The sequence below is a fragment of the Chitinophaga lutea genome, assembly GCF_003813775.1.
GTDB classification, from domain to species: Bacteria; Bacteroidota; Bacteroidia; order Chitinophagales; family Chitinophagaceae; genus Chitinophaga; species Chitinophaga lutea.
Window position 1 is genome coordinate 1,476,190 of sequence record NZ_RPDH01000001.1, and the last position, 14,175, is coordinate 1,490,364.

General features: G+C 52.1%; 14 protein-coding genes and 1 tRNA gene. 13 read left to right on the plus strand and 2 right to left on the minus strand.

Going from position 1 to position 14,175, the window contains the following annotated elements; all coding sequences use genetic code 11:
* Positions 1-41 precede the first annotated feature (41 nt).
* The 12 genes from EGT74_RS05745 (at position 42) to EGT74_RS05800 (ending at position 11,992) form a co-directional block, all read left to right on the plus strand.
* The gene (locus EGT74_RS05745; RefSeq protein ID WP_246008127.1) at positions 42-1,016 is read left to right on the plus strand and encodes a zinc dependent phospholipase C family protein; all 975 of its coding nucleotides are present in this window, start codon (positions 42-44) and stop codon (positions 1,014-1,016) included.
* A 159-nt stretch (positions 1,017-1,175) separates the two neighbouring features.
* Positions 1,176-2,246 (plus strand): 3-phosphoserine/phosphohydroxythreonine transaminase, encoded by a 1,071-nt coding sequence (gene serC / locus EGT74_RS05750; RefSeq protein ID WP_123846835.1) that lies wholly within the window; start codon positions 1,176-1,178, stop codon positions 2,244-2,246.
* Positions 2,247-2,348: 102 nt separating this feature from the next.
* Positions 2,349-3,584 (plus strand): DUF1015 domain-containing protein, encoded by a 1,236-nt coding sequence (locus tag EGT74_RS05755; protein WP_123845567.1) that lies wholly within the window; start codon positions 2,349-2,351, stop codon positions 3,582-3,584.
* Positions 3,585-3,659: 75 nt separating this feature from the next.
* Positions 3,660-4,739, plus strand: a complete 1,080-nt coding sequence (locus EGT74_RS05760) for a tetratricopeptide repeat protein (RefSeq protein WP_123845568.1) — start codon at positions 3,660-3,662, stop codon at positions 4,737-4,739.
* 65 nt (positions 4,740-4,804) lie between these two features.
* The gene (paaN, locus tag EGT74_RS05765) at positions 4,805-6,466 is read left to right on the plus strand and encodes a phenylacetic acid degradation protein PaaN (protein WP_123845569.1); all 1,662 of its coding nucleotides are present in this window, start codon (positions 4,805-4,807) and stop codon (positions 6,464-6,466) included.
* 10 nt (positions 6,467-6,476) lie between these two features.
* Positions 6,477-7,148 (plus strand): YceI family protein, encoded by a 672-nt coding sequence (locus tag EGT74_RS05770; RefSeq protein ID WP_123845570.1) that lies wholly within the window; start codon positions 6,477-6,479, stop codon positions 7,146-7,148.
* A gap of 80 nt (positions 7,149-7,228) precedes the next feature.
* Positions 7,229-7,516, plus strand: a complete 288-nt coding sequence (locus EGT74_RS05775; protein ID WP_123845571.1) for a 2TM domain-containing protein — start codon at positions 7,229-7,231, stop codon at positions 7,514-7,516.
* A gap of 15 nt (positions 7,517-7,531) precedes the next feature.
* Positions 7,532-9,292: an AMP-dependent synthetase/ligase gene (locus EGT74_RS05780; protein ID WP_123845572.1), complete on the plus strand. Its 1,761-nt coding sequence runs from the start codon at positions 7,532-7,534 to the stop codon at positions 9,290-9,292.
* A 56-nt stretch (positions 9,293-9,348) separates the two neighbouring features.
* Positions 9,349-9,420: transfer RNA gene (locus tag EGT74_RS05785), tRNA-Arg, on the plus strand.
* Between the two features lie 148 nt (positions 9,421-9,568).
* Positions 9,569-10,303, plus strand: a complete 735-nt coding sequence (locus tag EGT74_RS05790; protein ID WP_123845573.1) for a hypothetical protein — start codon at positions 9,569-9,571, stop codon at positions 10,301-10,303.
* Between the two features lie 381 nt (positions 10,304-10,684).
* Entirely contained in the window at positions 10,685-11,308 is a 624-nt protein-coding gene (locus EGT74_RS05795) for a GyrI-like domain-containing protein (protein ID WP_123845574.1), read from the plus strand.
* Positions 11,309-11,389: 81 nt separating this feature from the next.
* Positions 11,390-11,992, plus strand: coding sequence for a dihydrofolate reductase family protein (locus EGT74_RS05800; protein ID WP_220392816.1), 603 nt, complete (start codon positions 11,390-11,392; stop codon positions 11,990-11,992).
* 6 nt (positions 11,993-11,998) lie between these two features.
* On the opposite strand, the gene EGT74_RS05805 is transcribed toward EGT74_RS05800, so the two are convergent.
* Both EGT74_RS05805 and EGT74_RS05810 read right to left on the minus strand, forming a co-directional pair.
* Complete coding sequence (locus EGT74_RS05805; protein WP_123845575.1) at positions 11,999-12,499, minus strand: hypothetical protein; 501 nt, start codon at positions 12,497-12,499, stop codon at positions 11,999-12,001.
* 45 nt (positions 12,500-12,544) lie between these two features.
* Positions 12,545-13,342 carry a tetratricopeptide repeat protein gene (locus tag EGT74_RS05810; protein WP_158618020.1) on the minus strand — a complete coding sequence of 266 codons (798 nt, stop codon included), beginning with the start codon at positions 13,340-13,342 and terminating at the stop codon, positions 12,545-12,547.
* Positions 13,343-13,504: 162 nt separating this feature from the next.
* On the opposite strand from EGT74_RS05810, the gene EGT74_RS05815 reads away from it, so the two are divergent.
* The gene (locus EGT74_RS05815; protein WP_123845577.1) at positions 13,505-14,164 is read left to right on the plus strand and encodes an alpha/beta hydrolase family protein; all 660 of its coding nucleotides are present in this window, start codon (positions 13,505-13,507) and stop codon (positions 14,162-14,164) included.
* Positions 14,165-14,175 lie beyond the last annotated feature (11 nt).

Genomic DNA, 14,175 nt, shown 5'->3' on the forward strand with positions numbered 1-14,175 from the left:
GGGCATTATCCCGACATTCGGTTTTCTTCAAATTCACACACATGCATCCATTGTTTCGCACGGCAGTTCCACTGCTGCTGGTATTGTTACCTTATTCCGGGGCAAAGGCCTGGGGCTTTTTCGCTCACGAACGCATCAACCGCCTGGCGGTGTTTGCGCTGCCGCCGGACATGTTGCTCTTTTACAAGCCTCACATCGAATATATCGTTCAGCAGTCCACGGCGCCGGATAAACGACGGTATATGATACCCGGGGAGGGCGCGCGCCATTACCTGGATGCGGACCATTACGGCCCGCTGGCGTTCGACAGCCTGCCGCGCAACTGGCAGGCGGCCGTACACCGGTACAGCGCCGATACCCTGGAACGTTACGGGGTATTGCCCTGGCACCTGGAGCGGGTAATGCGCTGGCTCACGGCGGCATTCGAAGCGGGAGACGCCTCGCGCATCCTGCGGCTGTCTGCCGAGCTGGGCCATTACCTGAGCGATGCGCATGTTCCCCTCCACGCCTGCTCCAACCATAACGGGCAGCAGACGGGACAGGAAGGGATTCACGGTCTGTGGGAATCGCGCATTCCCGAACTGGTCGCCGATGCCGGGTTCGATTACTGGGTGGGCGCCACCGGCTATATCAAAGATGTGCGCAGCCTTTTCTGGCAGGCCATTTCCGGGAGCGCCGCGGCGGCCGATACGGTGCTCCGGTTCGAGAAGCAGCTCAGCCAGCGGTTCCCGGCCGACCGGCGGTTTGCATACGAGCTGCGGAAAGGCCGGCTGGTACACAATTACTCCACTGATTACACGAAAGCCTACCACAAGGCGTTAGGCGGTATGGTGGAACGGCGGATGCGCGCATCCATTCAGGCCGTAGCGGCCTGCTGGTACACGGCCTGGGTGAACGCAGGCCAACCGTCCCTGGGAAAGCTAAGGGCAACGGGCATTTCAGACGAAGAACACGCGGCGGCAAGACGGCTGGACAGCCTCTGGCGGGCGGGTAAAATATTTGGGAGGGACCACTGAGAATTAACAAAAGAAAACTTATCTTTGGCCTTCTATCATTTTTAACCTGTCCTCACTGACCAATCCTTCCGGTTTATTACTCGACCGCGATTTTTTACCAATTCCTTCGAAAAACCATAGAACGTGGAACAAGAAAACGTATTCAACTTAGATCGCAACATGAAGGTGCACAATTTTAATGCAGGTCCTTCTGTATTACCAAACGAAGTACTGTACAAAGCCAGTAAAGCCCTTATTGACTTTGACGGGACAGGTATGTCTATACTGGAAATAGGACACCGCACGGAACCGTTTATCGCCGTAATGGAGGAAGCACGCAGTCTTGCCAAAGAGCTGATGCAGCTGGAGGACGACTACGAAATCCTGTACCTCCAGGGAGGGGCCACCACGCAGTTCATGCAGGTGCCCATGAACCTGCTCGACAGTGGGGATACCGCGGCATATATCGATACCGGCGTATGGTCCAATAAAGCCATTAAAGAAGCCAAGCTGTTTGGTTATGTAGATGTTATCGCCAGCTCCAAAGAAACTAACTACAATCACATCCCCAGGCAGTTTACGGTACCCCAGCAAGCCAAATACCTGCACATTACCACCAACAATACCATTTACGGTACACAGTGGCAATCCACGCCTGAAACGGATGTTCCCCTGATAGCGGACATGAGCAGCGACATTCTCAGCCGCCAGATGGATTTTAATAAATACGCCCTGATCTATGCCGGCGCACAGAAAAACATGGGCGCCGCAGGCACCACCATGGTAGCCGTGCGCAAAAGCATTCTCGGCAAGATCACCCGCAAAATACCCAGCATACTCGATTACAGGCTGCATATTGAAAATGCCTCCATGCTCAATACCCCGCCCGTATTTGCCGTATACATCTCCATGCTCACCCTGCGCTGGCTCAAAGGCCAGGGAGGCCTCGCCGCTATTGAAAAACTCAATAACAAAAAGGCTGCCCTCCTGTACGACGAGATCGACCACAACCCCCTGTTCCGCGGCAACGTCGTGAAAGAAGACCGCAGCAAAATGAACGTGACCTTCACCATCGACAAACCCGAACTGGAAGAAGAATTCCTGAAATTCTGCAAAAAAGAAGACATCGTGGGCATCAAAGGCCACCGCTTGTCCGGCGGCTTCCGCGCATCCCTGTACAATGCACTGCCCATCGAAAGTGTGGAAGTAATGGTGGAAGCCATGAAATTCTTCTCACTGAAAAAGGCTTAGTAGTAAAATATTTCATTATATGAAGACTGCCACTTTCCCGTGGCAGTCTTTTTTATACCTGCTTTTCTTATTTTTACCCCTTCTAACCGCAAATACAAGATCATGGCAATTATCAAACCCTTCCGGGCGCTGCGTCCACAACCAGCCCTGGCGAAAGAAGTAGCCGCACGGCCATATGATGTATTGAATTCCGCAGAAGCGGCAGCCGAAGCTGCCGGTAACCCGAACTCATTCTACCACGTATCCAAATCCGAAATCGACCTCCCCGACGGCACAGACGTGCACAGCGAGGCTGTATACCTGAAAGCCGCCGAAAACCTGCAGGCCCTCCGGGATGCGGGAACACTCTTCCATGAAGACCAACCCTGCTATTATATCTATAAACTGGTGATGGACGGCCGGGCCCAGACGGGGCTGGTATGCGTATCGTCCATCGACGACTATAACAACGGCATCATCAAAAAACACGAATTCACCCGCCCGGACAAGGAACTGGACCGTATCAACCACATTACCTACACCCGCGCCCAGACCGGTAACGTGTTTCTTGCGTACGACGATGTGCCCGAACTGAACACCATCATCGATCACTGGCAGCAACGGCATGCGCCGGTATATGATTTCATCGCCGACGACGGCATTGCCCACACCATCTGGGTGGTGGACGAGGCTGCCACCGGCGAGCAGATCACCGAACTGTTCGCCACCAAGGTGCCCGCCACGTACATTGCCGACGGGCATCACCGTGCCGCTTCCGCCGCGCTGGTGCAAAAAGCGACCAACGAAAACATTCACAGCAGCGCCAACCTGAATTATTTCCTCACCACCATATTCCCCGCCAGCCAGCTGGCGATACTCGACTACAACCGCCTCGTCAAAGACCTGAACGGTCACAGCAAGGCAGATTTCCTCTCGCAGCTCGAGTACGACTTCATCGTGGAGCCCATCGGTCACCACGAGCAGAAACCCAGCATGCTGCATGAGTTCAGCATGTACCTCGACGGCACCTGGTACCGCCTCGTGGCCCAGGAAGGCACCTACACGACAGACCCGATCGGCATCCTGGACGTGACCATCCTGCAAAACAACGTGCTCGACAAACTGCTGGGCATCAAAGATCCCCGCACCGACAAACGCATCGATTTTGTGGGCGGCATCCGCGGCCTCGGCGAACTGGTGAAAAGGGTCAACAGCGGCGAGATGCAGGTCGCTTTCGCCCTCTACCCCGTTACGATCGGGCAGCTTTTCGATATCGCCGACAGCGGTAACGTAATGCCCCCGAAGTCAACCTGGTTCGAGCCCAAGCTGCGCGACGGCCTCTTAACACATTTGATCTGATTATCATCTGAAACGTTGGCCCCGCCTTGATCCGGGGTCGGCGCTTTTTTCTTACATTTACATAAAACGCACTGAATGATGGAATGGCAAAAGGTTGCTAAAAAGTGGACCCTTGTGCTCGCAGGGATATTAACGGTACAATGGAGCATGGCGCAGGACAATGCCGAGCTCCAGCAAACCGCCAATTCTTTCCTGCGGACGGGAGATTATGCCAATGCGATATTGGTACTGAACCAGGCTATCCAGAACTCCCCGGACGATATCCAGCTGAAAAAGAACCTCGCTTTTGCCTACTACCTGAAGGGCGATTATAATCGCGCTTACACCGTGGTGTCGCCGCTGGTCGATAAAAAAGACGCGGACATCCACCTGTTCCAGATTGCCGGTAACATTTACCAGAGCAAGCAGGACTGGAAAGGAGCGGAAAAGCTCTACATCCGCGGTCTCAAAAAGTTCCCGAAAAGCGGCGAGCTGTACAACGACTACGGGGACCTGCTGCAGAACATGAAAAACTTCGACGGCGCGCTGAAGCAATGGGTAAAGGGCATTGAAACCGACCCCAATTTCCCCGGCAACTATTACCATGCCGCGCGGAGCTATCTGTGGACCAAAGAGCCCATCTGGGCCATCCTCTACGGCGAAACCTTCGTCAACCTGGAAAGTTACACCACCAGGACCGCCGAGATCAGGGAAGTGGTGGTGGAGTGCTATAAAAAACTGTTCGACGACCCGGCCATTTTCGACAGTGTGCCGGCCGAAAACGATAAAAAATCCAAAAAGAGCGGTTCCGAAAGCGGGTTCATGGATGCTTTCAAAAGCACCATCGCCAAACAGGTGAGCGTGATTGCCAACGGCATCGAGCCACAGTCGCTCATCATGCTGCGCACCCGTTTCCTGCTCGACTGGTATAATTTTCACGCGATGCGCTATCCTTACGCCCTCTTTGATTTTCAGCGCAACCTGCTGAAAGAAGGTATGTTCGAGTCATACAACCAATGGCTGTTCGGTCCCGTAGCGAACCAGGCCGAATACAAAGCCTGGACCACCCTGAACAAAACCAACTACGACGCCTTCTCCACATGGCAGCGCAACCACCCGCTGAAACTGCGGGAAGATGAGTTCTACAACACCGGCAAACTGGCGGTGATCAAGTAGCACGGGCGAAAGGAACAGCATAGAGGGCCGCGTTTAATTACAACAACCATCTAAACATAGAGCTTATGCTGATCGCAAAACACCAAAACATTATTGACAACGCGGTTAAAGCCAACCACGACAGAACTTTTTACGCCCAGTACCCCGAGCACCCGAAAGCGTATGGAGAAGAAGCGCCCCCGCAGGGCGAAGCCTCCTTCAAAAGCCTGCTGCAGCAGCCGTTTCCACGTTTGAAGCAAAAGATCGTTGCCGGCTGGGCGGGCGAAGAAGTATCCCCTTACACCGGCGAAGCCCTGGGCATCACCTACCCGCTCGTCGACGTGGAAGAACTGGTGAAAGCCGGTAAACGTGCCGGCCAGCGCTGGGCGCAGCTGAGCGTCGCAGACAGAGCGGGCATCCTTACCGAAACGCTGGAGAAGATACAGCATCACTTCTTCGAGATCGCCCATGCCACCATGCACACCACCGGCCAGAGTTTTATGATGAGCTTCCAGGCCAGCGGCCCGCATGCGAACGACCGCGCGCTTGAAGCCATCGCCATGGGCTACCAGCAGTTGCAGGCCTATCCTGAAAAACAGACCTGGGAAAAACCTATGGGCAAAATCAGCATCCGCCTCGAAAAGTCATTCCGTGCCGTGCCTAAAGGGCTGGGCCTGGTGATCGGCTGCTCCACTTTCCCGATATGGAACTCTTTGCCCGGTATTTATGCCGACCTCATAACCGGTAACGCCGTGCTCGTAAAACCGCATCCCAGGGCCGTATTGCCGATCGCCATCGTGGTGGCGGTGATTCAGCAGGTGCTGGAAGAAAACGGGCAGGACCCGTACACCTGCCAGCTCGCAACGGACACCAGCGAACACCTCATCACCAAAGAGCTTTGCGAGCACCCCGATGTGGCGTTGATCGACTACACCGGCAGCAGCGGCTTCGGTAACTACGTCGAATCCCTCACAGCTCACGGCAAAACCGTGTTCACCGAAAAAGCCGGCGTCAACTCCGTGATACTCGATTCCGCGAAAGACATCGACGCCGTGGTACAAAACCTCGCCTTCTCCGTGAGCCTTTACTCCGGCCAGATGTGCACCGCGCCGCAGAACTTCTTCATCCCCGAATCAGGCATCCGCACGCCCAATGGGAACATTCCGTTTAATGAAGTGGCAACCCGGCTCAAAGACGCCGTAACGGCCCTCGTCAATAATCCGAAAATGGGTGCCGGCACGCTCGGCGCATTGCAGAATGAGGCCACCGTGCAGCGCGCCAAAGAAGCCCATAACATCGGCGGGAAAGTGGTGCTGAGCGGCACGCCGGTTGTGAACGAAGAATATAAAAACGCCCGCACTTTCTCCCCCACCATCGTGGAGGTCAGCTCGGCAGATAACAGCATTTACGAAAGGGAACTGTTCGGCCCGGTCATCCTCCTGATCAAAACCAGGGATACCGACCACTCGATTCAGCTGGCCCGGCAAATGGCCGCCAAACACGGCGCCATTACCTGCGCGGCTTACACAACCGATGAAACGGCAAAAGACAGGATCGCCGATGCGATGAACAGCGTGTTCACGCCCGTGTCTTTCAACTTTACCGGCTTCATATGGGTCAACCAGCATGCCGCGTTTTCCGATTTTCACGTTACGGGTGGCAACCCGGCCGGCAATGCCAGTTTTACGAACCAGGAATTTATTGTGAAGCGATTTGTTTGGGTGGGCAACAGAACATACATGGAATAAAAACCACATTATGCGCACACACATCAGGCTACTTTTTTTCATGGCAATCCTGGCTGCGGCCTGCCAGCAGGCTCCGAAAGCCGACAAGGCGGAAGTGACCGACGTACAGGCCGTCAAACAGCCCGACGAAAACGGACATCACCACCGGCTCGATACCGCCGCCAGCCACCTGTTCTGGATAGGCACCAAACCTACCGGCGAACACAAGGGCTCCTTCAGGTTCAGCAGCGGGGAACTGCATATGAAAGACAGTGTGCTGACCAGTGGGCAATTCGTGATAGACATCCGCAGCCTCAGCAATATCGACCTGGCTACGCAGCCCGACATGAAAAAGAAGCTGGAAACCGAACTGCTCGGCCCCAATTTCTTTGATGCCGCGCAATTCCCGGCGGCCCGGTTCGAGATCACCGAGGTACAGGAATTCAATCCCGCCACAGCCGGCAAAGATGTGTTGCTGAAAGACGCCAATTATACCATCAAGGGAAACCTCACCATCAAAGACGTGAGCAAAAACATCAGTTTCCCGGCCAAAATCGTGCGGAAAGATGGCAAGGTGATGGCCACCGCCGATTTTAACATCGATCGCACCCAGTGGGGTATGACCTACCGGGCCGACAAATCGGTACAGGATAAGCTGATCAACTCCATCGTCAACATCCGTTTCGAAATCGTTACAAAATAGCGGGCGGGGCGGCATTTTAGCTGTCCCGCTCCTTTTTTTTCAGTATATTTAGTAAGATCTCCGATCCTAAATACACGACTATGGAAACGAATCAAAAAAGAGATGAACGCCTGTGGCGCATCGCCAAAGCCCGGGCCGGATTCCGCACCCACCTGATGACCTACCTTATCATTAACGCGTTTTTGTGGGCCATATGGTTTCTGACCAGCGACCAGCACGACGGTGTGCCCTGGCCGGTATGGCCGATGGCTGGATGGGGACTGGGCCTGGCGTTTGCGTATTACAACGCCTTTCACCGGGACCCGTTTGGCGATGCAACCCGTGAATACGAAAAACTGCAGCAGGAAAAACAACAGCGTGGCATTTAATTCAACCTTTTCATCATGCACCTCCCCACCCGCCTTTTTGATGTGATTACGCATCAATTGACCCACTATTCCAAATCCGATATGATGGCCGCCAAACAGGATGGCGCCTGGAAATTGTACAGCACCGCTGAAGTGGCCGATATCACCTGGCGTTTCAGCGCCGGCCTTCTGCACGCGGGCGTAAAAGCAGGCGACAGAATCGCCCTCATCAGCTTCAACCGCCCCGAATGGATCCTGACCGACATGGCCTGCCAGCAGATCGGCGCCGTGCTGGTGCCCATCTACCCCACCATCAGCGAGCCCGAACTTGAATTTGTGCTCAACGACTCTGGCGCCAGTGTGCTGTTCGTGAACAACAAAGACCTGTTCGGGAAAGTGCAGGCGTTGCGCAGCAAACTCCCCCAGCTCCGCGAGATCTGTTCCTACGATCGTATCCCGGATGTGCAGCACTGGTCCGCCCTCACCGCCCTCGCGCAGGAGGCCGACAAAGACCGTATAATCGCCATCAGGGAGGCAATTGAGCCGGAACAGCTCGTCACCATCATCTATACTTCCGGCACTACCGGCGTACCCAAGGGCGTGATGCTCTCCCACCGCAATATCATGAGCAACGTGGAAAGCTGCCTGCCCCTGCTGCCCGTCAGCAGCAACGGCCGGGCATTGAGCTTTCTGCCCCTCAATCATATTTTCGAAAGGATGGTCACCTATCTGTACCTCACCGCCGGCGTGTCCGTTTACTATGCGGAGAGCATGGACACGATCTCCGAAAACCTGAAGGAAATAAAACCCTCCATTTTCACCACCGTGCCCCGCCTCCTCGAAAAAATCTACGAAAAGCTCAATGCCCGCGGCATGGCGCTAAGCGGCATGAGCCGGTCGATTTTTTTCTGGGCGCTCGACCTGGCCAGGCAATTCGAGATCAACAAACCCCTCACCCCCTGGTACAGGATACAACTGACGCTGGCCGACCGGCTAGTGTACCGCAAATGGCGGGAAGCCCTCGGGGGCGAGCTGCAATGCATCGTAACCGGTGCAGCCGCCTGCCAGGTGCGGCTGCTGCGCGTCTTCACCGCCGCACGCATTCCCATCCTGGAGGGGTACGGGCTCACCGAAACCTCGCCCGTGATCGCCGTAAACCGTATGCCTGAAAAAGACAGGATGTTCGGTACGGTGGGGCCCGTGATCAGCAATGTAGAAGTGAAACTGGCGGACGACGGGGAAATTCTCTGTAAAGGCCCCAACATTACGATGGGATACTATAAACGCCCCGACCTCACGGCAGATGCCATCACCGACGGATGGTTCCATACCGGCGACATCGGGGTGCTGGCCGACGGCAAATTCCTCAAAATCACCGATCGCAAAAAAGAACTGTTCAAAACATCCGGGGGCAAATTCGTGGCGCCGCAGCCCATCGAAAACAAATTCCGGGAATCGCCGTTAATCGAACAGATCATGGTGGTTGGTTCCGACCGCAAGTTCACCGGCGCCCTCATCGTGCCCAATTTCCGCAACCTGGAAGACTGGTACGCCCAACAGGGCAACAGCTATCCCGGCCCGGAAAAGGCCCTTCACGACACCAAAGTGCAGCAGCTGTACCGGCAGTCGGTGGAGCAGTATAACCAGTTCTTCAACCACATCGAGCAGGTGAAAAAATTCGAGCTGATGCCCCACGAATGGACGGTGGATGGAGGTGAAATGACCCCTACCCTTAAACTCAAGCGAAAGGTGATCCAGGAAAAGTACAGGGACGCGATTGAGCGGATTTATGCATAAAATTTGAGGAAAATTGGTAAAAACGCTTATTTTTGCCCTCCCGCTAACAGCGGTATGGCCCGGTAGTTCAATGGATAGAATAGAAGTTTCCTAAACTTTAGATACAAGTTCGATTCTTGTCCGGGCTACAACCTCACCATCCCAAGGTGTCCATCCGGGCACCTTTTTTATTCAAAATCGCGGCCAACACGGTAATATACGCTACCTTTGTTAGGTCTTCCTCTCCCAGGCAACCCCTTCCTATCCCCGTATTTTTCAATTGTTAAAACCAAAATCATGAAACAGTTCCGATTTACCTGGATGCTTTTTTCAGCAGCAGCAGTTTTCCTGACCTCCTGTAACGGAGGCGGAAAAAAAACTGATAAAGACACTGCGATGGAAGCAGACAATGCTGGCGTTAACGTCGAGCCCGCCTCAAATACCATCATTAACACACCGCAAAGTATGATGACAGCAGTACATAAAGTGGCCAACTTTGCAAAGTGGAAAGCCTCTTACGATGCGCACGATTCAATGCGGTTGGCCAATCAGATACACAGTTATATAATCGGCCGCGGCGTACAGGATTCCAATATGGTACTGGTAGTTGTGAAAGTAGGAGATATGGATAAAGCCAAAGCTTTTGCCAAAGACGCCAGTCTGAAAATGGCCATGCAAAAAGGCGGAGTAACAGGCACTCCCTCATTCAGTTTTATTACGATCACCTTCCAGGATACCTCTCCTGTCGATACAGACATCCGGTCAAGGGTAACATTTCAAGTCAAGGACTGGGATACCTGGCTGAAAGCATTTGAGGAAGGCAAGCAGAACAGATTGGACAATGGCATCATTGTAAGAGCCTACGGTCATGATGTGGACGATAATCATAAAGTAGTAGTGGTTACCGCCCAGACCGATACTGCCAAAGCCAATGCCTATTGGAATTCGGATGTACGCAAAAACCGGATGGTGGCAGCAGGGGTAATAGGCGAGCCTGAACGGTTTGTGTACCGGTTAACGCATCGGTATTGATATACCCTGAAGCGATAACAACCATTCGGTTCAACAGACCCAAAAACCAGGGTGCGAATTCACACCAACATCGCGGGAAATATAAAAGCAGGCTGCTGTAATCCCGTATTTTCCATAGACCTGAACTATCCGACAATACGCTTAATTCCCCCAAGTCCGGAAAGATCAGATTCGAGCCTGAGACTTTTGGGGGACTGCATTTAAAACCCGGAAGCTTTTTCAAAAAGAGCTTCCGGTTTTTTTGTGCCGCCAATAATTGACATCCCGGAGACTTCTTTGCCCGGCGATAGCAGAATGAGCTCCGGAGAGAATATTCCCCTCCTGACATAGGGTTGTCACAGCCCGATTTTAGCTTTACTGTGTAATGTAAAATCACTCAAAATGGAAAAGCTCGATCTCGCAAAAAAGCACAAGTCATATTTTACCGCTAAACCCAAGCCGGAACTGGTGGAAATCGAAAATGCCCAATTCATATCAATATGCGGCAAAGGAGATCCCTCCGGCCAACAATTCACTGACAACATTGAAGCACTTTATACAGTTGCCTATGCCTTAAAATTCATTTACAAAGCAAAGGAAAAAGACTTCGTTGTTTCGAAACTGGAAGGGCTCTGGTGGTTTGACGAAGAAAAATTCTGCAACAAGACCATTGCCAGTTCGTCCGTAGAAGTCCCGAGAAGCGAATGGGAATACCGCCTGTTGATAAGATTGCCGGACTTTGTTGCGGAACATGACCTTGAAAAAGCCAAAGAAACCGTTCTTGCTAAAAAGAAAACGGCGCTTGCCGGGAAAGTTGAATACTTTACGATGAGTGAGGGAAAATCAGTGCAAATGCTGCATGTCGGGCCTTTTTCCACGGAACCTCAGTCACTGCAACAAATAGGGGCCTTCATCGAAACACACAAATTATCGCGGAACGGGCTTCATCACGAAATTTATTTATCGGACTTCAGGAAAACCGAGCCCGGTAAATTGAAGACCATTTTAAGAGAACCGGTGAAATAGGCATATCCCAGCCCCGGCACGTCTCAGGCATAATTACGCAAACGTCCCCTATAATGTCGGAATCATACCCTGTTTACCTGATTGAACGAACCTATCTTTACCATACACAAAACAGCACGTTATGCGAAAACTCAAACTACAGATGCACATGAGCCTCGATGGCTTCGTTGCAGGGCCCGAAGGACAGCTGGTTGGATCGGCACAATTGGTTCGGATCTGCCATTGGGCGAATTCATGGGCAATCTCCTCGAAACAAGCGACACCATGATATTGGGCAGCAAAACAACTAATGAAATTGTCAGCTATTGGGAAAATGTAGCAGAAAACGAACCCGACAGCCCGGAACAGCCGGTTGCCCAAAAAATGGTCCGGATGCGCAAGATTGCTTTCAGCAAGCGTCAATCAACAATCAGCGGCAAAAATGTAACTGTTGAAAATGGGGATATTGTTTCTGCCGTAAACCAGCTCAAAAATGAGGATGGAAAAGACATCATTGTGTATGGTGGCGCGCAGTTCGTCAGCGCGTTGATTGAACATGACCTCATTGACGAATACAATTTGTTTATCAACCCAATCAGTCTGGGTAATGGTTTAAGTATTTTCAAAGGGAAAAAATACCTGAAACTGGCAAAATCAGTGGTCTACAGGAGCGGGATTGTGGTGAATACCTATATCAAAGGTTAGTTCGTGTTACACTTCCGTGAAGTGGACTTTATACGTTTTCGGAATTTGCAGTTGGGCCAGGCGATACCCCCGGGTGGTTCTGATATTGGCAATCCACTCATCCGTACCGCCAAAATCAATGATCCAGGAATTGTAACTATTCAGTCCCTTAAAGGGCCCCGGTTCAAAAATTAAGGTCAGTGCGAGCTGATACATATCGTCCCGCTTCGAAAACTGGCGGGTGATATCAAAGCTGAAATGCTCGCCTGTTTCGTCACCCCAATCGTAAGTACCATATTGAAACAGCAGCATGTCATCATGCGGATTTTTCCCGTTTGAAATACTTTTGACCTTGATTTCATCGTACAGTGTTTTTGAAAGTCCGATAACATCGTCGGGCGTTAATACGGAGCCTGCCCCGATCAACTGTTTGACTGCTGCCAGATATTCATTTTCAATGTTTTTCAGTTCCACCGATCGGGGCATATTGATGTTCTTTTGTGCTTGCTTAAACTTCGCGGCAAACAACCGGCTGTTTTATCCGGCATTGGTTTCTGCCATCCAAACGCCATCCTATTCTTTGTCACAATAAAGGAAAAGCATATCATCGACCGCGTTATCGCCAAGTTGTTTTGCCTTCCGTAAATCCTCACAGGCCTCTTTAGTTTGTTTTTTGGTGGGTTTAAGATTCCCTTTCCCCGTCAGCAGATTGATTTTCGCAACGCCTCTGTTTGCATAGGCTTCTTTGTAGTCCGGGTTTAGCCGGATAGCAGCGTCGTAGTCCTTAATTTCGCCTGCAAGGTCCATCAACATGTTTTTTGACGCGCCCCGGTTGAAGTAAGGTTCGGCATCGTTTGCATCGAGCGACAAACACCTGTCGTAATACCGCACCGCCTGTACAAATTGCTGCTGCTGGCCGCAAATCCTGGCGAGGTAAAACAAGGCAGCCTGCCCTTGTTTCTCAGTACTGTCTTTAGTCAATACGTATTGAAAATCCTTTTGAGCGCCTTCCAAATCGTCTGCATATGCTTTGGATTTCCCTCTGTCTATATACGAAGCCAGATCTGAAGCATCCAGTGCTATGGCCCGATCTAAATCCGAAACGGCCTTCTTGTACTCTCCCAGCCCGTTATAGCAAAATGCACGGTAGATAAAACAGTGTTTTTTTAGTTTATCTGCGGTGGCTTTGCCCAGAACATCCGAAAAAGCCCCTTCGGCCTCCCGGAAATTCTCTTCCCGCAATAACTTCACGGCCTTTTCGAAATCCGGCCTGAGCTCCGCCTGCCCGTAACAAAACAAGCAGCTGAACAGGGCCGGCAGAACCATGATGAGCCTTCGCATGATGACTGGAAGGGATAGTGTCGGTTTCATGATAGAGATATTGATGTTGCACACATACTTTATACAGCATACGGGCAAGACAGATACAATCCGGACACTGCGCCGTTCAATGAATTTACACAAAAGCCCGGTCATTTCAATGCACCTTCTACACCCATTTAATGTGTACTTTGCATTAAATTCGCCCTCACTATGAGCACAAAATCTCTCAAAATAAAAGTCTCTCCGGTAATCGGCTCCGTTTCAGCCCGGTACATCGCCCCGGCGAATGCTAAATGCATCTTTACGCTGGCCCATGGGGCAGGCGCCGGGATGGACCATTCCTTTATGGAAACCCTTTCCAATGCCCTTTCAGCCGTCGGCATCGCCACCCTGCGGTTCAACTTCCCCTTCGCCGAAAATAAAAAAGGCAGGCCCGATTCACCGGTTGTAGCACATGCGACCATTGAGGCCGCCATCAAAAAGGCGCAAGAGCTCAATCCCGGCCTGCCGTTGTTTGCGTCCGGCAAATCTTTCGGGGGAAGAATGAGCTCCCAATACCTGTCAGAACGCCCGGAAAGTCCGGCAAAAGGCATCATCTTTTACGGATTTCCGTTGCATGCCGCAGGCAAACCGTCCATCGATCGGGCAGGCCATCTGAAAGCGCTGAAAATACCGATGCTTTTTCTTCAGGGCTCCAAAGACACCCTGGCTACATGGGACCTGATAGAAAACGTGTGCAAATCGCTGCGCAAAGCCACACTGGTCAAATTTGAAGGAGCGGACCATTCTTTTAAGGCGGGCAAAACGGATGTGATGTCGTTACTGGTGGATGCAACCAATAAGTGGGTGGATAAGATGCTCAGGAAATAAACAGACGCACT

Excerpts from the sequence above, each read along its gene's own strand:
- EGT74_RS05770 (WP_123845570.1), top strand. The coding sequence starts at position 6,477 with ATGCGCACACACATCAGGCTACTTTTTTTCATGGCAATCCTGGCTGCG.
- EGT74_RS05790 (WP_123845573.1), top strand. The coding sequence starts at position 9,569 with ATGAAACAGTTCCGATTTACCTGGATGCTTTTTTCAGCAGCAGCAGTT.
- EGT74_RS05760 (WP_123845568.1), top strand. The coding sequence starts at position 3,660 with ATGATGGAATGGCAAAAGGTTGCTAAAAAGTGGACCCTTGTGCTCGCA.
- EGT74_RS05795 (WP_123845574.1), top strand. The coding sequence starts at position 10,685 with ATGGAAAAGCTCGATCTCGCAAAAAAGCACAAGTCATATTTTACCGCT.
- paaN (WP_123845569.1), top strand. The coding sequence starts at position 4,805 with ATGCTGATCGCAAAACACCAAAACATTATTGACAACGCGGTTAAAGCC.
- EGT74_RS05810 (WP_158618020.1), bottom strand. The coding sequence starts at position 13,342 with ATGAAACCGACACTATCCCTTCCAGTCATCATGCGAAGGCTCATCATG.
- EGT74_RS05780 (WP_123845572.1), top strand. The coding sequence starts at position 7,532 with ATGCACCTCCCCACCCGCCTTTTTGATGTGATTACGCATCAATTGACC.
- EGT74_RS05755 (WP_123845567.1), top strand. The coding sequence starts at position 2,349 with ATGGCAATTATCAAACCCTTCCGGGCGCTGCGTCCACAACCAGCCCTG.
- EGT74_RS05775 (WP_123845571.1), top strand. The coding sequence starts at position 7,229 with ATGGAAACGAATCAAAAAAGAGATGAACGCCTGTGGCGCATCGCCAAA.
- serC (WP_123846835.1), top strand. The coding sequence starts at position 1,176 with ATGAAGGTGCACAATTTTAATGCAGGTCCTTCTGTATTACCAAACGAA.
- EGT74_RS05815 (WP_123845577.1), top strand. The coding sequence starts at position 13,505 with ATGAGCACAAAATCTCTCAAAATAAAAGTCTCTCCGGTAATCGGCTCC.
- EGT74_RS05745 (WP_246008127.1), top strand. The coding sequence starts at position 42 with ATGCATCCATTGTTTCGCACGGCAGTTCCACTGCTGCTGGTATTGTTA.